The organism is Tahibacter harae (genome assembly GCF_024437735.1).
GTDB classification, from domain to species: domain Bacteria; phylum Pseudomonadota; class Gammaproteobacteria; order Xanthomonadales; family Rhodanobacteraceae; genus Tahibacter; species Tahibacter harae.
On record NZ_JANFQO010000011.1, the window covers coordinates 40,458 to 58,300 of the forward strand.

The following is a 17,843-nucleotide window of genomic DNA, read 5'->3' on the forward strand; positions in this document are numbered from 1 at the left end:
CCAGGCGCGCGGCCGCGGCGCGCCTGTTGTCCGTTCCGGCCTGGATCAGACGCAGTTAACAGCCGCGGCGTTAGACTGGCTGCGTTGTTCGCTCTGAGGTGACTGTCATGCGCCGCGTCCTTGCCGTCCTCTTCGCCGCCGCCGCTCTTTCGGGATGCGTCAGCACCGGCTACTACCGTGACCACGGAGCCGCCGACTATTACTACGAGCGCGACGGCGGCTACGCCGGCCATGCCAGCTACAGCTATTACGGCGGCGGCTGGGGCTATTCGCCGTACTACAGTTACGGCGGCTTCTATCCTTCCTACGGCTACGGTTACTACGGCTATCCCGCGTTCGGCTTCAACAGCTGGTACGGCGGTTCCTGGTACTACCCCGGCTACGATTACTACGACTCGGTCTGGTGGCATCACCAACAGGCACAGGCGCGCCAGCGCCAGCGCGAATACCGGGTGCGCAGCGAAAACGCCGCGATCGCGGCGATGCCGCGTGCGGCGGGTCCGTCGCGCGGCGGAGCGATGACCGGGTCTTCCCGCTCGGGCCGCTTCGGCGCGCCGCCGGAGGCCGGCCGCAGCGCCGGGCCGGATGCCCGTTCTTGGCGCAACGCTGACGAATCGCGGCAGGTTAGGACAGGTACTGTCGATCCTTACTACGGTACGCCGCGGCAACGTCGCGGCGTGGATGCGCCGGAGCGCAACGCGGCCCCGCTGGGCGGGCGCGAAGCCATGCCGCGCGGCGGCGCGATGCCGCAGCGTCCGGCCGGCGGCGGCCTGATGCCGGCGCGCTCCGATCGCGCGCCCGCACCCCTGTTCCGCGGCGAACGCGCACCGGCGCCGATACGCAGCAGCGAGCCGGCGTTCGACCGTGCGCCCAGCCCTGCTCCCAGCTTCAACAGCCCGCGCATGGCGCCCAGCGTGTCGCCGCCGCCCCGGGCGGGCGATGGCGGACGCATCCGCGAACGCTGAGCGAAAAGAAGGCCCCGCTGACGGGGCCTTCTTTTTTGCGGAAATCTTCGCCGCGGCGACTGCCAGCTAAAAAACTGGCAAAAAAGAGGCCCCGCAAGCGGGGCCCGGATAATTCCGCGCGGGTCGGCGCGGAGGAGAGAGACGTTCAGGCGGTAAGACGGCCCAGCGCTTCATTCAGGCGGGCGATGCGGGAAGCCAGCGGAGCGACCAGCGGCTCGGCCTCGTTGGCGGCCTTCTGGTTGCGGATGCTCGCAATGGCGAGTTCCAGACGGCTGACTTCGATCAGCAGATCCACGCGCATGAACAGCGGATTGACCCGGATGGCGGTATCAGTGGCGATGTTCATGCGGCGTCCCCTGGATGCGATCTACTCAGATTTTGTGATGCAGTTCGCGTGCCAGTCGGAAAAATTTGCGCGGCCCGTCACGGTTGACATGATTTGTCCGGGGTGTGACGCGGCTGGTCGCTTACTGACCGGTATGGAATCGCCGGCCGGTGCACGACTAATTTCGAAGTTGTTCACGGTTTGCTAATGCGCCCCGGGGATACTCTGCGCCGGCGCAAATAAAAAACGCCGCAGTTGCTTGCGCAATCTGCGGCGTCTTACCGGTTACTGGCGCCCGGCACACGGTCCTCTTGGATTCCCCCTGTTCCTAAGACCGCCGGGCGCCAGCCTCTAACCCCTGAAATCAGCGCCACGCCACGAAACGGTCTTTGGTGCGTCCTCCCACCGACGCAGAGCCGGCCCCTGAATTCCGACTGTCAGCGTGCTCGCAAACGCCGTGCGTCGGTGGGAGTGCGAGGAATCCAATGCAGGCGGCGTGCCAACTCCGTCGCGTTTTGCGTTCAGATTCCGTCTTCCTGTCCTGCGCGGCGACCCGCTGGCGCCCAGGCGCTAGAATTCCGCCACTGTTTCTGGACGCTTCCCCATGGATTACAGCCGCACCTACGACGTCATCGTGATCGGCGGCGGCCACGCCGGCACCGAAGCCGCCCTGGCCGCGGCGCGCTGCGGCGCGCGCACCCTGCTGCTCAGCCACAACATCGAAACCATAGGCCAGATGAGCTGCAATCCCGCCATAGGCGGCATTGGCAAGGGGCACCTGGTCAAGGAAATCGACGCACTGGGCGGCGCCATGGCCTGGGCGGCGGATCAGGCCGGCATCCAGTGGCGGGTGCTGAATGCATCCAAGGGCGCCGCCGTGCGCGCCACGCGCTGCCAGGCCGACCGCGCCCTGTACAAGGCGGCCATACGCCGCCTGGTCGAGCGCCAGCCCAACCTGGACCTGTTCCAGCAGGCGGTGGATGACCTGATCCTCCAGGGCGACCGGGTCAGCGGCGTTATCACCCAGATGGGCCTGCGCTTCCACGCCAACCGCGTGGTGCTGACCGCCGGCACCTTCCTCGCCGGCAAAATCCATATCGGCTTCGCCAACTATTCCGGCGGCCGCGCCGGCGATCCGCCCGCGGCGACGCTGGCCTCGCGCCTGCGCGAGCTGACCCTGGGCGCGGATCGCCTCAAGACCGGTACGCCGCCGCGCATCGACGGCCGCAGCATCGACTACAGCGGGCTGGAGGCCCAGCCCGGCGACGATCCGATGCCTGTCATGTCCTTCCTCGGCGATGTATCCCAGCATCCGCGCCAGGTACCCTGCTGGATCACCCACACCAGCGAGCACACCCACGACATCATCCGCGGCGCGCTGGACCGCTCGCCGCTGTACACCGGCAAGATCGAAGGCGTGGGACCGCGCTACTGCCCGTCCATCGAGGACAAGGTGGTGCGCTTCGCCGACAAGACCTCGCACCAGATCTTCATCGAGCCGGAAGGCCTGGAAACGGTGGAAATCTATCCGAATGGAATTTCCACCTCGCTGCCGTTCGACGTGCAGCTGGAACTGGTGCGCTCGATCAAGGGCTTCGAGCAGGCGCATATCACGCGGCCGGGCTATGCGATCGAATACGATTATTTCGATCCGCGCGGACTGAACGCCTCGCTGGAGACCAAGGCCATCGCCGGCCTGTATTTCGCCGGCCAGATCAACGGCACCACCGGCTACGAGGAGGCCGCGGCGCAGGGCCTGCTGGCCGGCCTCAACGCTGCGCGCGCGGCCCAGGGCAAGCCGGCCTGGACGCCGCGCCGCGACGAAGCCTATCTCGGCGTGCTGGTCGACGATCTGATCACCAACGGCACCACCGAGCCCTACCGCATGTTCACCTCGCGCGCCGAGTACCGCCTGCAGCTGCGCGAGGACAATGCCGATCTGCGCCTGACCGAACAGGGCCACGCCCTGGGTTGCGTCGACCAGGCGCGCTACGACGCCTTCCGTGCCAAGCGCGATGCGGTCGCGGCGGAAACCGCGCGCCTGGAAGCGATCTGGGCCGCGCCCGGCAATGCGCTGGGGCGCAGTCTGGAGGATGCGCTAGGGCTCAGCCTGTCGCGCGAATCCAGCGCGCTGGATCTGCTGCGCCGGCCGGAGCTGGACTACGCCGCCATCACCCGCGTCGAAGGCATAGGCCCGCCCGTGGCCGATGCGCGCGTGGCCGAGCAGGTGGAGATCAGCGTCAAGTACGCCGGCTATCTCGCGCGCCAGCGCGACGAGATCGAACGCCAGCGCCGCCATGAGGACACGCCGATTCCCGCCGCGTTCGACTACGCCGCGGTGTCCGGCCTCTCGGCGGAAGTCGCGCAGAAACTCGCGCGCTCGCTGCCGCAGACCATAGGCCAGGCCAGCCGCATCGCCGGCGTGACGCCGGCGGCGATCTCACTGCTGCTGGTGCATCTGAAGCGCCGCGCGGCCTGAGCGCTGTGCCGCCGCGGCACAAGACCGCGGCGGCACAGCCGTCGACCGATTCACCTGTTGCGCCGCTGCGGCAGGCAGCGGTTTCCGGTACGGCGTTTCTTCAGAAGCGATAACCCACGGCGACGCCGTAAGCCAGCGGATCGATGCTGACCGTGCCCACCTTGGCGCCATTCACGCGAGCTTCGGTGTCAATGTCCATCCAGCGCACGTCGATGGCGAGCAGCCAGCGTTCGTCCAGCGCGAAATCCAGGCCGGCGTGCGCCGCGGCGCCCCAGGACTTGTCCAGCGTCAGGTGCGTGCCGGCCAGCGGGCCGCGTTCCTCCACATCGAAGAAGGCCGTGTAGTTCAGGCCCAGGCCGACGAAGGGCGAGACCTTGCCGCCGCGGTTGAAGTGATATTTCACCGACAGCGTCGGCGGCAGGTGGGACACTTCGGCCGCCTTGGCGCCGTTGAGCCTCACATCGTGCTTGAACGGCGTGGCTGCGAGCAGTTCCACGCCCCAGGATTCGCCGAGGAAATATTCCAGCTGGAAAGTCGGCCGCCAGTCGCCCGAAACATCACTTTGCAAAGTGCCGCCGGCGAGGCGGCCGTTGTCCGAGCGCGGCTGCACCTGGTGTGCGCCGACCTTGAAAGTCCAGTCCTGGGCCTGGGCGCCGGCGCTGCCCAGCAGCAGTGCGAACAGCGCAGTGGCGGCGATCTTGCGTGTAGTCATGGGGCTTGCCTTGGGGTTGGGAAGATGTGCGCATCCTCGCAGTACCGCGCGTGGTGCCTCTTGATCCGGATCAAAGCGCACCGCTCCCAGGCCAAAAACCCCGCGTCTGGCACTAGAATGCCGCTCCAGTACCGGGGCCGCCCCGGTGCTGCTGCTCAACCAGGAAGATCAGGTTTTCATGCTTACGATCAAACAGAAGATTGCCGAGGAAATCGCCGCCACGCCGGTCCAGGTGCAGGCTGCCATCGAACTGCTGGACGGCGGCGCGACCGTGCCGTTCATCGCGCGCTACCGCAAGGAAGTCACCGGCGGTCTGGACGATACGCAGCTGCGCAACCTCGAAGAACGCCTGCGCTACCTGCGCGAGCTGGAAGAGCGTCGCGAAGCCATCCTCGCCAGCGTCGCCGAACAGGGCAAGCTCAGCGACGAGCTAAAAAGTGAAATTCTTGCGGCTGATACAAAAGCAAGACTAGAAGATTTGTATTTGCCCTACAAGCCCAAACGCCGCACCAAGGCGCAGATCGCGCGCGAGGCCGGCCTGCAGCCGCTGGCCGACGGCCTGCGCGCCGATCCCACGCAGAAGCCCGAGGAACTGGCCCTGCAGTTCATCAGCAGCGAGAAGGGCGTGGCCGACATCAAATCCGCCCTGGACGGCGCCCGCGCCATCCTGCTGGAAGAATTCTCCGAAGACGCCGCCCTGGTCGGCGAACTGCGCCACTGGCTGACCGAACGCGGCCAGGTGCGCGCCAAGGTCGTCGCCGGCAAGGAAAACGAAGGCGCCAAGTTCCGCGATTACTTCGACCACGCCGAGCCGATCAAGGCGATCCCCTCGCACCGCATGCTTGCCCTGTTCCGCGCACGCAACGAAGGCATCATCGACCTGGAGCTGGAACCCACCACCGAAGCCGAGCAGGGCCATGCCGAGGCCGAAGGCCGCGTCGCCGCGCACTTCGGCATCGCCCAGCGCGGCCGCCCGGCCGATGCCTGGCTGCTGGACACCTGCCGCCAGACCTGGCGCATCAAGCTGCACCTGCACCTGGCGCTGGACCTGTTCGGCAAGACGCGCGAATCGGCCGAAGATGAAGCCATCCGCGTGTTCGGCGAAAACCTCAAGGACCTGCTGCTGGCCGCGCCGGCCGGCCCCAAGGTCGTGATGGGGGTGGATCCGGGCATACGCACCGGCTGCAAGATCGCCATTGTCGACGGCACCGGCAAGGTCGTCAGCACCGGCGTGATCTATCCGCACGAACCCAAGAACCAGTGGGACCAGTCGCTGGCCCAGCTCGCCGCCTGGAGCCGCCAGTACGGCGTCAACCTCATCGCCATCGGCAATGGCACGGCCTCGCGCGAGACCGACAAGCTCGTCGGCGAACTGATCAAGAAGGCGCCGGAACTCAAGCTGGCGAAAGTCGTGGTCAGCGAAGCCGGCGCTTCGGTGTATTCGGCCTCGGAGATTGCGGCCAAGGAATTCCCCGAACTCGACGTCAGCCTGCGCGGCGCGGTGTCCATCGCCCGGCGTCTGCAGGATCCGCTCGCCGAGCTGGTCAAGATCGAACCCAAGGCCATAGGCGTGGGCCAGTACCAGCACGACGTGAACCAGGTGAAGCTGGCGCGCGCGCTGGATGCCAAGGTCGAGGACTGCGTCAACGCCGTCGGCGTGGACGTGAACACCGCCTCGGCGCCGCTGCTGGCCCGCGTGGCCGGGCTGTCGTCGTCGGTGGCGGAGAACGTGGTCAAGTTCCGCGACGCCAACGGCGCCTTCCGCACGCGCGAGCAGCTGAAGAAAGTGCCGCGCCTGGGCGACAAGGCCTACGAGCAGTGCGCCGGCTTCCTGCGCATCGCCGACGGCGACAATCCGCTGGATGCGTCCTCGGTGCACCCGGAGGCCTATCCGGTGGTCGAGCGCATCATCAAGGCCTGCGGCCGCGAAGTGAAGAACATCATCGGCGACGGCGCCTTCCTCAAGACGCTGAAGGCCGACCAGTTCACCGACGCCACCTTCGGCCTGCCCACGGTCAAGGACATCCTCAAGGAGCTGGAAAAGCCCGGCCGCGACCCGCGTCCCGAGTTCGTCACCGCCGCCTTCGCCGAAGGCGTGGAAGACCTCAAGGACCTCAAGCCCGGCATGGTGCTGGAAGGCCGCGTCTCCAACGTGGCCGCGTTCGGCGCCTTCGTCGATATCGGCGTGCACCAGGATGGACTTGTGCACGTTTCCGCCTTGTCCACCAAGTTCGTCAAGGATCCGCGCGAGGTGGTCAAGGCCGGCGATGTGGTGAAGGTCAAGGTGCTGGAGGTGGACATCCCACGCAAGCGCATCGCCCTGACCATGCGCCTGGACGATCCCATCGGCGAAGCCGCCGCGAACCATGCCGCGCCCGGCGCGGGCGCCGGCCGCCGCGACGAGCGCGGTCCGCGCCGCGACGGCGGCCAGCGCAGCTTCGGTCCCAAGCCGGGCAGCGCGCCGCCGCCGTCCAACAACGCCTTCGCCGACGCCTTCGCCAAGGCCAAGCGCAACTGATGCGGCTGCCGCCGGGCGCGTTGCGCCCGGCGGTGCTCGTACCCACCTGATCCGCGGATACCGCCATGCGCTTTGAAGGCACCGACCGTTACGTCGCCACCGATGAACTCAAGCTCGCGGTCAACGCGGCGATCACGCTGCAGCGGCCGCTGCTCATCAAGGGCGAGCCCGGCACCGGCAAGACCCTGCTCGCCGAGGAAGTGGCGCGGGCGCTGGATGCGCCGCTGATCGAATGGCATATCAAGTCCACCACCAAGGCCCAGCACGGCCTGTACGAATATGACGCGGTGGCGCGGCTGCGCGATTCCCAGCTCGGCGAGGCGCGCGCCACCGACATCGCCAATTACATCGTGCCCGGCAAGCTGTGGCAGGCCTTCACCAGCGAAAAGCGCGCGGTAATGCTGATCGACGAGATCGACAAGGCCGACATCGAATTCCCCAACGACCTGCTGCGCGAACTGGACCGCATGGACTTCCATGTCTACGAGACCGGCCAGACCGTCAGCGCGCGCCATCGTCCCATCGTGATGATTACGTCCAACAACGAGAAGGAGCTGCCGGACGCCTTCCTGCGCCGCTGTTTCTTCCACTACATCCGCTTCCCGGACGCGGAGACCCTGGGCGCCATCGTCGACGTGCATTTCCCCGGGCTGCGCCGCGATCTGGTGCACGAGGCGCTGACCGCCTTCCTCGCCCTGCGTGAGACGCCGGGCCTGAAAAAGAAGCCGACCACCTCGGAGCTGCTGGACTGGCTAAAACTGCTGCTGGCCGAGGACCTGGCCGTGGAAACCCTGCGCGAGCGCAACGCGAAGAAGTCGATCCCGCCGCTGTACGGCGCGCTGCTCAAGAACGAGGCCGACGTGCAGTTGTTTGAACGCATCGCGTTCATGGCGCGCCGCGGCAGCTGAGCGCAGGCGGCGGCGCAGGAAGCCGGCGGGCGCATTTGTCGGACAAAAGCGCACCGGCGCTGCAGAAAAGCAAAAGGCCGCCGCAGCGGCCTTGAACGCGCACCCCGGCGACGCCGGGGTGCGTGCGGCGGCGCCGGATTACTTCGGCGCGCGCTTGGAGATCACTTCGTACTTGGACGCGGCGCGGTCGCGCAGCGCCTTGGCGTCGGCATCGGCCAGCTCGCCTACGTTGCCGCCTTCCTTCTTGACCTTGAGCACCAGGTTGCCGGCTTCATCCCAGCCCGCGCGGCTGGAGGCATTCGGCTTCTCGGCCATGGCCGGCACGCGCTCCTGCACCACGGCCAGCACCTTGCCATCCTCGCGATAGGCGTAATAGAAGTTGGTGCGGCCCTTGTCGCCGTAGTCGGTGATCTCGCGGATGTAGCGCAGGCCCTTCTTGTCGAAGAAGCCGTCCCAGGCGGTGGTGCTGGTCTCGTCCTCGCTGGAGCCTTGCGCGCGCTTCATGCCGCCGATGGCACGTTCCAGGCTGGCGTATTCGGTTTCCAGCTTTTCCGAGGCCGTGGGCTCGGGCGTCATCACCACGTCGACCTTGTAGCTCGAACCCTTGGTGATCACCGGATACTGGCGCGGTGCGACGTAGCGGCGCTCGCCGTCGGTCAGTTCCACGTTCAGCACGTACAGCGCGTTCGGATCGATCTTGCCGGCTTCAAACGGCAGCTGGAACTGGGCCGGCAGCTGGCCCGGGCTGGTCGTGCTCTGCGCCACGGTGATTTCGGGCTTGAGGCTGACATTGACCAGCGCCAGCTTGAGCTGCGCGGCGGGGCTGAGCGGCGCGGCGACCTTGAGCGAAACCGTTCCCGTGACCGACGTCGGCAGGGGCGCCTGGGCAGCGGGCTTGGCCGGACCGGCGTTGTTGTTGGACTGGCCGCAGGCGGCCAGGGCCAGACTGGCGATCAGCAGGGGAAGGGCAAGCTTCTGCACGAGTTAGTCTCCGCAAACGTAGAATCGTGGCCGGCGCCTGTGCGGCGGCATAAAGACCGCGCAGCCTAGCGGGTTTGCCCGCCCCTGTCGCGAATCCGAAGGTCGAATGATGCCATCAACCGTGTTGCGTAGGCGTTTAATCGGGCGGATCCGGCCCCAGGCCGGCCTGCGGCCCGGGCTGTGGACGGCCATTCCGGCGCGGTTCCGGCGCCCGGCCGGGCGGATTTCCGGCGTATGCTGATTCGTTTTTTCCTGTGGCTGCGCAGCCAGGGCCTCAAGCCCGGGCTGAACGAACTGCTGGCCCTGCTGGATGCGCTCAAGGCCGGCTTCGCGCGCCTGTCGCTGGACGAATTCCATCTGCTGGCGCGCATTTGCCTGATCAAGGACGAAAGCCAGTTCGACCGTTACGACCGCGCCTTCGGCACGTTTTTCAGCGGCGTGGATGCGGCCGCGGCCCAGCTCTACGGCCAGGTGCCGGAAGAATGGCTGCGGCGCGAGTTCGAGCGTGAATTCACGCCCGAGGAAAAGGCCGCCGTCGAGGCACTGGGCGGGTTGCAGAAATTGCTCGATGAGCTGCGCCAGCGCCTGGCCGAACAGCACGAGCGCCACCAGGGCGGCTCGCGCTGGATAGGCACCGGCGGCACCTCGCCGTTCGGCCATTCCGGCTACAACCCCGAAGGCGTGCGCATAGGCGGCCGCTCCAGCCAGCGCCGCGCGGTCAAGGTGTGGGAACAGCGCCAGTTCCGCAACCTCGACGACACGCGCGAACTGGGTACCCGCGATATCAAGCTGGCCCTGCGTGCCCTGCGCCGTCTGGCGCGCAGCGGCGCCGAGCAGGAGCTGGACCTGGATTCCACCATCAGCGCGACCGCGCGCAATGCCGGCTGGCTGGACCTCAAGCTGCGGCCGGAACGCCATAACGCCGTCAAGGTGCTGTTGCTGCTGGACATCGGCGGCTCCATGGACGACCACGTGCGCATCTGCGAGGAACTGTTCTCCGCCGCGCGCAGCGAGTTCAAGCACCTGCAGCATTTTTATTTCCACAATTTCATCTACGAGCGCCTGTGGAAGGACAATTCGCGGCGCTGGGACGTGCATCAGAACACGCTGGATCTGATGCATACGTATGCGGCGGACTACAAGCTGGTCATCGTCGGCGATGCGAGCATGAGCCCGTACGAGATCACCCATGCCGGCGGCAGCATCGAACACCACAACGCGGAAGCCGGCGCGGTCTGGCTGGGGCGGCTGACGGAGCTGTACCGCCGCGCGATCTGGCTGAACCCGGTGGAGGAAGCGCGCTGGGAGTGGACGCCGTCGATAGGCATAACGCGGGAGCTGATGGCGGGGCGGATGTTTCCGTTGACGCTGGAGGGGTTGAATCGGGGTGTGGAAGCGTTGCGTGGGCGGAGCTGATTGGCGGGGTGGGCTAGGCGGTACGCGCCGGCGCTGATGGATCGCAGAGAGCCCTTATCTCTTCTCCCCCCAAGCGCGAATGCGCTTGGGGGGAGAAGGTTGGGTGAGGGCAACGCTTCAGTTCGCGAAGAAATCTGGTTTTCGCGGGTTCTTCGTGTGTTGAAGATTCTGAAAAAAACTCAAACGCGAGGTGCGTTGATCGTTGCCCCCTTCACCCCGGCCCTCTCTCCCAGGCGGGGCTTGGGGAGAGGGAGTGTCCCGCTTCTTCTCGATGAAGCTCGGCAATTTTCGCTTGCCGCATAGCTGGGATTCCTCCGCGCACTCGCCGCGAATCCCGAATCCCAACTACCCGCCCCTCTTCCTGATCCTCAGCTGATCCACTGGAAACGTCGCAATATCCATGCCTTTGCTGCGCCGCGGCTGGCCGGGCTCCGGGCCCCAGGCGTGGGCGTAGATGACTTCGTAGGTGGCCGGCAGGCGGCCGTCGGGCTGGCGGAAGGGTTCGTAGGCGCGGGCGACGGCTTCCAGGCGCTTGCGGCCGGTGAGGCCGCGGGGTCTGGCCTGTTCGGCGTTGGTGGCGCCTATGGCCTTGAGGTCGCGCATCAGGGCGGGGGCGTCGGCATAGGTCAGGGTGAAGTCTTCGGCGTCGAGCACGGGATCGCGGAAGCCGGCGGCGAGCAGAGCGTCGCCTACGCGCTGGATATCGGCGAAGTGGCTCACATGGGGGGCGCGGTCGACTTCGGCCCACGCGGTGCGCAGTTCGTGCAGTGTCACCGGCCCGAAAGTGGACAAGGCAAGAAATCCCCTGGGCCGCAGCACGCGGCGGAACTCGTCGAACAGCGCCGGCAGGTCGTCGATCCACTGGATGCAGAGGCTGGAAAACAGCAGATCCACGCTCGCATCGGCCAGCGGCAGCTGCGCGGCGTCGGCGCAGATGCGCGGCAGCGGGCGCAGCCAGCTGCCCTGGCGGCGGGCTTCGCGCAGCATGGGCAGGGCCAGATCCATGGCGATGACTTCAGCCTTGCGCCAGCGCTTGCGTATCAGCCCGCTGGCGCGGCCGGGGCCGCAGCCCAGGTCGAGCACGCGCAGCGGCGGATCGGGCACGAAATCCAGCCGTTCCAGCAGGCGGTCTTCCACTTCGTGCTGCAGCACGGCGTGTTCGGCGTAGCGCGCGGCGGCGCGGCCGAAGGCGCGGCGAACATGGTCGCGGTCGAACGGGGTCATGCCATGGACTCGGTGAATGGGGCGGATGCGCAGCGTGCCGGCTCATGCGGGACTACGCGCAGGAAGGCGTCCCGCGCGTGGCGGCGGCGGATGGCGCAAGGAAAGGCAGTGCCTGTGTCGTCGCAGCGGCCCGCACGGAGCGCTGCCCGTGTGGACGGCGTCATGCGCGGATCTCCGCATTGAACGCGACGATAGCCTCGGCGATTGCCTGGGCATGGCCTATGAACGGCGCATGCCCGGCGGAGAATTCGAGATAGCGCCCGCCGGGGCTGTGTTCTGCGGACCACTGCATGGCGCCGGGCGGGATCAGGCGGTCGCGGCGGCCGGCGATCCACAGGCTGGGCACGGGGAGTTCGGCCAGGCTGTCGCGCAAGTCAGCCTGGTCGAGGATGTCCAGGCCGTCGCAGAGCACCTGCAGCGCCGGTTCGCCGCGGTCGAACACGTGTGCCTTGAGTTCGCGCAGTTCGCTCTGCGCGCGTTCGGAGCCGTGGGCTTCCAGCGCGAGGAAGCGCTCGATGGTGCGGTGATAGTCCTGGCGCAGGCCGCTGCCGAACTGGCGGAAGATTTCCGCGTCCACGCCGTGGGGCCAGTCCGGTCCAAGCACGAAACGCGGACTGGACGCGATCAGCACCAGCCCGCGCGGGCCGCTGTTGCGCCGCGCGGCTTCCAGGCAGACCTGGCCGCCCAGCGACCAGCCCAGCCACAGCGCCGGCGGCAGCTGCGCGGCCAGGCGTTGCGCGCAGTCGTCCAGGCGCAGGGTGAGATCGCGTTCGGCGCTGAGGCCGTGGCCGGGCAGGTCGACCAGATGCAGGCGGAACTGTGCGGTGAGTTCGCGCGTCAGCGGCGCGAAGATGCCGCTATGCATGGCCCAGCCGTGGATGAGGACCAGATCGGGGCCTTGGCCCAGGGTTTCGATATGCATGAGGAGCGTCGATCAGTGAGGGGGGCCGGCCGCTGCGGTGTGTCCGGGCGCGTTGCCTGCGTCGTGCGCAGCTTCGCGCCGCCGCTGCACCTCCGCGGCCAGCGCGGCCCAGTGCCAGCGCAGCGCGCGCTGTGTGGTCAGGGCGCGTAGCCAGCGCGGGCGGCGGCTGCGGCGCAGGATCTCGCGCTCCAGCCAGTCCGCGTCGAAACCGTCCCACACGCCCGCGGTGGCATGCAGATTCCAGTGCAGTACGGGGTTCACCTCGTAGCGCAGGATGTCGTGCAGTTGCGCCACGCTGTACGGCGCGGCCGCGAGCGTGGCGGCGATGCCGGGCAGGGCGGCTTCGATATCGCTGTCCAGATACAGCAGCGCGAATGCCTGCCATACCGGCCGGCGCGCCGCGAGATCGTCGGCCGGGTTCATGCGGCGACCTGGGCCAGCGCGTCCAGCAACTGCTCGACCTGGCTTTCCGTATGCAGCGCCGACAGGGTGATGCGCAGCCGCGCCTTGCCCGCGGCCACGGTGGGCGGACGAATCGCCGGCACGTAGCAGCCGCGCGCTTCCAGTCCGTTCGCCCAGCGCAGCGCGTCTTCGCTGGCGCCGACCAGCAGCGGCTGTATCGGCGTGCGCGAAGCCAGCAAATGCAGGCCGCGCTGCTGCGCGCCGTGGCGCAGATGTGCGATCAGGGTGCGCAGGCGTTCGCGGCGCCAGGATTCAAAACGCGCGATATCCAGCGCCACCCGCGTCGCCGCGGCCAGGGCCGGCGGCGAGGCGGTGGTGTAGATGTGGCTGCGGGCGAACTGCACCAGGCCGTCGATCAGCGCGGCGCTGCCGGCGACGAAGGCGCCGGCGGTGCCCAGGGCCTTGCCCAGCGTGGCCATCAGCACCGGCGCGGCATCCTGGTCCAGGCCGGCCTCGGCCAGGCTGCCGGCGCCGTCGGGGCCGAGCACGCCCAGGCCGTGGGCATCGTCCACGTGCAGCAGCGCGCCCTGTTCGCGGCACAGCGCGGCGAGTTCGCGCAGCGGTGCAACGTCGCCGTCCATGCTGAACACGCCGTCGGTTGCCAGCAGCGCGGCGGCGCCCGGCGCGCTTTCCAGCTGGCGCTGCGCGCTGGCCACGTCGTTGTGTACGTAGCGCTTGAGCACGGCGCCGCTCAGGCGCGCGCCGTCGATCAGGCAGGCGTGGTTGAGTTTGTCCTGCACGCACAGGTCGTCCGCGCCCAGCAGCGCGCCGAGCACGCCGATATTGGCCACATAGCCGCTGGAAAACAGCAGTGCGCGCTCGCGTCCGGTCCAGTTTGCCAGCGCAGCTTCGAGTTCCTCGTGTCCGGCGCGGTGGCCGCCGAGCAGATGTGCGGCCGTCGCGCCTACGCCCCAGCGCGCGGCGGCCTGCACCAGCGCCTCGCGCACGCGGGGGTGCTGCGCCAGGCCGAGGTAGTCGTTGCTGGCGAAGCTCAGCAGGCGCCGGCCGGCAACGACGATATGCACGCCGTCGGCCTCATCGACGCGGCGCAGCCGGCGCAGCAGGCCGGCCTGGCTGCGCTCGGCCTGGGCCTGGGCGAGTCGGGCCAGCAGTTCGGGACGGGACATGGGCGATGGCCGCGCGGCGCGCGGCCGCGTGCTTCAGGCCGCGAGGCCGGCGCCGGCGCAGGAACCGGCGCAGCTGCCGGCTTCCGCTTCGAGTTCCACGATGTCCGCATGCACGGTGGAAGACTGCTGCACCACCTGCAGGGGATGGATGCCCAGGCGCGCGAACAGGGCCTGGTCGTGTTCCACGTCCGGGTTGCCGGTGGTCAGCAGCTTCTCGCCGTAGAAGATGGAATTGGCGCCGGCGAGGAAGCACAGCGACTGCAATTCGTCGCTCATCTCGGCGCGGCCGGCGGACAGGCGCACCATGGACTGCGGCATCAGCAGCCGCGCCACGGCGATGGTGCGCACGAATTCAAACGGATCGAGCAGGGCCGTGCCGGCCAGCGGCGTGCCGGCGACCTGGACCAGGCGGTTGATCGGCACCGAGGTCGGGTGTTCGGGCAGGTTGGCCAGGGTGTGCAGCAGGCCGGCGCGCTGCTCGCGCGTCTCGCCCATGCCGACGATGCCGCCGCAGCAGGTCTTCATGCCGGCCTGGCGCACGTGCTCCAGGGTGTCCAGGCGGTCCTGGTATTCGCGCGTCTTGATGATGTCGCCGTAGAACTCCGGCGCCGTGTCCAAGTTGTGGTTGTAGTAGTCCAGGCCGGCCTGTTTCAGCGTCTGCGCCTGGCCGCCGTCGAGCATGCCCAGCGTGGCGCAGGTTTCCAGGCCCAGCGCCTTCACCGCGCCGACCATCTCGGCCACTTTCTGCACATCCTTGTCCTTGGGCGAGCGCCAGGCGGCGCCCATGCAGAAGCGCGTGGCGCCGGCGGCCTTGGCCTGGCGCGCCTTGTCGACCACGGTTTCCAGGCTCATCAGCTTTTCGGCCTTCAGGCCGGTGGCGTAGCGCGCGCTCTGCGGGCAGTAGGCGCAGTCCTCGGGGCAGCCGCCGGTCTTGATCGAGAGCAGGGTCGATACCTGTACCGCGTTCGCGTCGAAGTGGGCCCGGTGGGTGGTCTGGGCGCGGTGCATCAGGTCGGCGAAGGGCAGGTCGAACAGGGCGAGGACTTCCTCGCGCGTCCAGTCGTGGCGTAGGGCTGTCATGGGCGATCGCTTGCGGGCTAAATTCGGCGCGAGTGTCCGGAGCGCGGCGGAGGCTGTCAACTTGAAATCCCCGTTCGCGGTTGACGGCTGGCTGCGGCGGCTCAGCTTCGCCCTGCTGCCGGCAAGCTGCCTGCTCTGCGGCGGCCCTGGCGGCCGCCAGCGCGATCTGTGCCCGGCCTGCCAGGCCGACCTGCTGCGCAATACCTGCGCCTGCCCGCGCTGCGCCCTGCCGCTGGCGCGGCCGGAAGCCCTGTGCGGGCGCTGTATCAAGCGCGCGCCGGCTTTCGAGGCGGCCTGGGCGCCCTTCGTCTACGCCGCGCCGCTGGCCGGCCTGCTGACCCGCTTCAAGTTCGCCGGCGACCTGGCCGCCGGCCGCCTGCTGGCCGAACTGGCGGTCGAGGCCTATCCGGCCGATCGGCCGCTGCCTCAGGCCGTACTGCCAGTGCCGCTGCACCCGCGCCGGCTGCGCGAGCGCGGCTACAACCAGGCGCTGGAGCTGGCCCGGCCGCTGGCCCGCGCCCTGGACCTGCCGCTGCTGCTGCAGGCGCTGCGGCGGCAGCGCGAGACGCCGGCGCAGAGCGGCCTCAGCGCCCTGGCGCGGCGGCGCAACCTGCGCCAGGCCTTCGCTGTCGCCGCGCGCCGCCTGCCGGCGCACGTAGCCGTGGTCGACGACGTGATGACCACCGGCGCGACCGCGCAGGAATGTGCCCTGGCCCTGCGCCGCGCCGGCGTGGCGCGGGTCGAAGTCTGGGCCCTGGCACGGGCGCCGCGCTGAAACGCGCGGCGGGCAAAATGCCGGGCCGGTCCGCTTTCGGCCGCCGCCAGGCGCGGCATACTAGGGCCATCCATCCGGGGGAATTTCCATGACGGCCAAGGGCTTGCACCGGCGCCAGGCGGGTCTTTCGTTCAAGCGCGTACTCAGTGCCGTATTCGTGATCGCCGTGCTGGGCTTCTGGACCATGCGCCACGCCAATTTCGTGCTCGGCCGCGCGCTGTATCTGGCCTTCCCGGCCGATGACACCACCTACCGCGCCGCCTGGCCCAGCCTGACCGGCACCGTCACGGCCAAGGACGTAGTGTTCCCCGCGCTGGAAGGCAGCGGCCTGCAGCCGTTCCGCTTCGAGGAAGTGACGGTGGAAGTGCCCACCTGGCAGTACCTGCGCAGCGCCTTCTCGCGCCGGCGCGGCTCCATGCTCAATGCCATCAACGAAGTGCGCATCACCCTCAAGGGCGGCAGCGGCGAATACGGTCAGCCCTTCACTGCCATGCTCGGTGCCTTCGGTGCGGCCAGCGCTTCGCCGTTCGAGGCCGACGGCTGCGCCGGGGACAGCCTCTGGAGCAGTGCCGAACTGCGCGACATGGGCCTGCAGCCCGGGCCTACCGAGCTGGTGGTCCATTACAAGCGCGACAGGGAGACGCTGATCCTGGAAGAGGATCTGCACACCCCCGGCGTGGCCAGCGTGAGCTACCGCGGCCGCATGCAGATGAACGACAACTACTCGCTGTTCAGCCTGCTCGACGGCGGCAAGAACGCCGTCACTGCCGACAGCTGGAGCCTGGCCGACGAAGGTTTCGTTGCCGCGCGCAACCGCTACTGCGCCGGCAAGGACAAGATCACCCCGGCCCAGTTCGCCGACCGTCATATCGCCGCCGTGCAGCGCCTGCTGGCCAGCGCCGGCCTGCGCGCCAACGCCGACATGGCCGCCGCCTACCGCGACTACGCCACGAACGGCGGCAAGCTCGACATCAGCGTCGAATACCAGCCCGCGCTGACCGCCGAGCGCTATGCCGATCCCAATGTCGGCAGCTGGCTGGCGCAGCTGCAGGGCCGCTTCAGCCTCAACGGCAAGGCACTGCCGTTCGGCCTGGAGTCCCGCGCCGTGCAGCCGCTGCCGGAAGCCGACGAGGATGCGGACTACGCCCTCAACACCCTGGCCGTGCTACAGGCCGAAGGGGCCGATCCGGTGCGTAACGGCACGGCGGGCCTCCGCGCGACGGCGCCGGTGGAAACGGCTGCAGCGCTGGCGGGTAGTGCTGCAACGGGCATTGCGGCGCCGGGCGGCGTGGCCGCGACATCGGCAAGCGGCGCGACGACGCCGGCTGCGCCACCGGCCGTCGCAGCTACCGCGAACGCGGCGCGGCCCGCCGCGGCGGCACCTGCGACCAGTTCCTTCCTCAACGACCCGCCGCTGCCGGCATCGGCCAGGCCGGCGGCGCCAGCTTCCGTCGCAGCGATCGTTCCAGCCGCAACGGCCATGGCAAGCCCGGCCGCGGGCACGGCCGCCGCGCCCGCGGCGGCGCCCCCGCCCATCGTCGCCAGCGCCCGCGGCGGTGCCGACACCAGCCTGCCGGACAACTACGTTCCCGCCGGCACCCGCGTCGATTACGCCCAGCTCGGCAAGATGGTCGGCCAGTACGCCCGCGTCTACATGAAGACCCGCCCGCCCATGCAGGGCCTGGTCGTGAAGGAGGAAAAAGGCGTGGTCTATCTGCGCCGCCACCTCGGCAGCGGTTATGCGGTGCTGCAGATCGATAAGGCGGCGTTCGATTACGCCGAATCCATGAACTGAACGGGGAAATCGGACAGCTCACGGCAACAGAGCGGGCTGATGTGGCTGAGATTGGTTGTGGCGAAGCCCGCGTCAACAGAGTTGGCTGATGCGGCAGAGACTGGTTGTGGTGAAGCCGCGTCGGAGTGCGGGAAAAAGCTCCCTCTCCCCAACG

The 17,843-nt window shown here is 68.5% G+C and carries 15 protein-coding genes; 7 read left to right on the forward strand and 8 right to left on the reverse strand.

Annotated elements, in window-relative coordinates; translation table 11 throughout:
- The first annotated feature begins 107 nt into the window (after positions 1-107).
- Complete coding sequence (locus NM961_RS13025) at positions 108-965, forward strand: hypothetical protein (protein WP_255914827.1); 858 nt, start codon at positions 108-110, stop codon at positions 963-965.
- Positions 966-1,110: 145 nt separating this feature from the next.
- On the opposite strand, the gene NM961_RS13030 is transcribed toward NM961_RS13025, so the two are convergent.
- Entirely contained in the window at positions 1,111-1,311 is a 201-nt protein-coding gene (locus tag NM961_RS13030) for a hypothetical protein (protein ID WP_255914828.1), read from the reverse strand.
- A gap of 583 nt (positions 1,312-1,894) precedes the next feature.
- On the opposite strand from NM961_RS13030, the gene mnmG reads away from it, so the two are divergent.
- Entirely contained in the window at positions 1,895-3,769 is a 1,875-nt protein-coding gene (gene mnmG, locus NM961_RS13035) for a tRNA uridine-5-carboxymethylaminomethyl(34) synthesis enzyme MnmG (protein WP_255914829.1), read from the forward strand.
- A 100-nt stretch (positions 3,770-3,869) separates the two neighbouring features.
- On the opposite strand, the gene NM961_RS13040 is transcribed toward mnmG, so the two are convergent.
- On the reverse strand, positions 3,870-4,481 hold the full coding sequence (locus tag NM961_RS13040; protein ID WP_255914830.1) for an OmpW/AlkL family protein: 612 nt from the start codon (positions 4,479-4,481) through the stop codon (positions 3,870-3,872).
- A gap of 178 nt (positions 4,482-4,659) precedes the next feature.
- On the opposite strand from NM961_RS13040, the gene NM961_RS13045 reads away from it, so the two are divergent.
- Positions 4,660-6,999: a Tex family protein gene (locus NM961_RS13045; RefSeq protein WP_255914831.1), complete on the forward strand. Its 2,340-nt coding sequence runs from the start codon at positions 4,660-4,662 to the stop codon at positions 6,997-6,999.
- Between the two features lie 65 nt (positions 7,000-7,064).
- Positions 7,065-7,907, forward strand: coding sequence for an AAA family ATPase (locus NM961_RS13050; protein ID WP_255914832.1), 843 nt, complete (start codon positions 7,065-7,067; stop codon positions 7,905-7,907).
- A gap of 138 nt (positions 7,908-8,045) precedes the next feature.
- On the opposite strand, the gene NM961_RS13055 is transcribed toward NM961_RS13050, so the two are convergent.
- A complete protein-coding gene (locus tag NM961_RS13055; protein WP_255914833.1) occupies positions 8,046-8,888 on the reverse strand; it encodes a YbaY family lipoprotein in 843 nt (280 codons plus the stop codon).
- A gap of 234 nt (positions 8,889-9,122) precedes the next feature.
- Between NM961_RS13055 and NM961_RS13060 the strand changes: the two genes are divergently transcribed.
- Complete coding sequence (locus tag NM961_RS13060; protein ID WP_255914834.1) at positions 9,123-10,304, forward strand: vWA domain-containing protein; 1,182 nt, start codon at positions 9,123-9,125, stop codon at positions 10,302-10,304.
- Positions 10,305-10,649: 345 nt separating this feature from the next.
- Here NM961_RS13060 and bioC read toward each other — a convergent pair whose 3' ends face one another.
- The 5 genes from bioC to bioB all read right to left on the reverse strand — a co-directional run bounded on the left by bioC (position 10,650) and on the right by bioB (position 15,119).
- Positions 10,650-11,528, reverse strand: coding sequence for a malonyl-ACP O-methyltransferase BioC (gene bioC, locus NM961_RS13065; RefSeq protein WP_255914835.1), 879 nt, complete (start codon positions 11,526-11,528; stop codon positions 10,650-10,652).
- A gap of 160 nt (positions 11,529-11,688) precedes the next feature.
- Positions 11,689-12,450 carry a pimeloyl-ACP methyl ester esterase BioH gene (gene bioH, locus NM961_RS13070; protein ID WP_255914836.1) on the reverse strand — a complete coding sequence of 254 codons (762 nt, stop codon included), beginning with the start codon at positions 12,448-12,450 and terminating at the stop codon, positions 11,689-11,691.
- Positions 12,451-12,462: 12 nt separating this feature from the next.
- On the reverse strand, positions 12,463-12,873 hold the full coding sequence (locus NM961_RS13075) for a DUF7079 family protein (RefSeq protein ID WP_255914837.1): 411 nt from the start codon (positions 12,871-12,873) through the stop codon (positions 12,463-12,465).
- Entirely contained in the window at positions 12,870-14,039 is a 1,170-nt protein-coding gene (gene bioF / locus NM961_RS13080; RefSeq protein WP_255914838.1) for an 8-amino-7-oxononanoate synthase, read from the reverse strand. Before bioF ends, NM961_RS13075 begins: the two co-directional genes overlap by 4 nt.
- Positions 14,040-14,072: 33 nt before the next feature.
- Entirely contained in the window at positions 14,073-15,119 is a 1,047-nt protein-coding gene (gene bioB, locus NM961_RS13085; RefSeq protein WP_255914839.1) for a biotin synthase BioB, read from the reverse strand.
- Positions 15,120-15,180: 61 nt separating this feature from the next.
- Here bioB and NM961_RS13090 point away from each other — a divergent pair, with 61 nt between their 5' ends.
- Both NM961_RS13090 and NM961_RS13095 read left to right on the forward strand, forming a co-directional pair.
- Positions 15,181-15,894 carry a ComF family protein gene (locus NM961_RS13090; protein WP_439334214.1) on the forward strand — a complete coding sequence of 238 codons (714 nt, stop codon included), beginning with the start codon at positions 15,181-15,183 and terminating at the stop codon, positions 15,892-15,894.
- Between the two features lie 88 nt (positions 15,895-15,982).
- Positions 15,983-17,689, forward strand: coding sequence for a hypothetical protein (locus tag NM961_RS13095; RefSeq protein WP_255914841.1), 1,707 nt, complete (start codon positions 15,983-15,985; stop codon positions 17,687-17,689).
- The last annotated feature ends 154 nt before the right edge of the window (positions 17,690-17,843 follow it).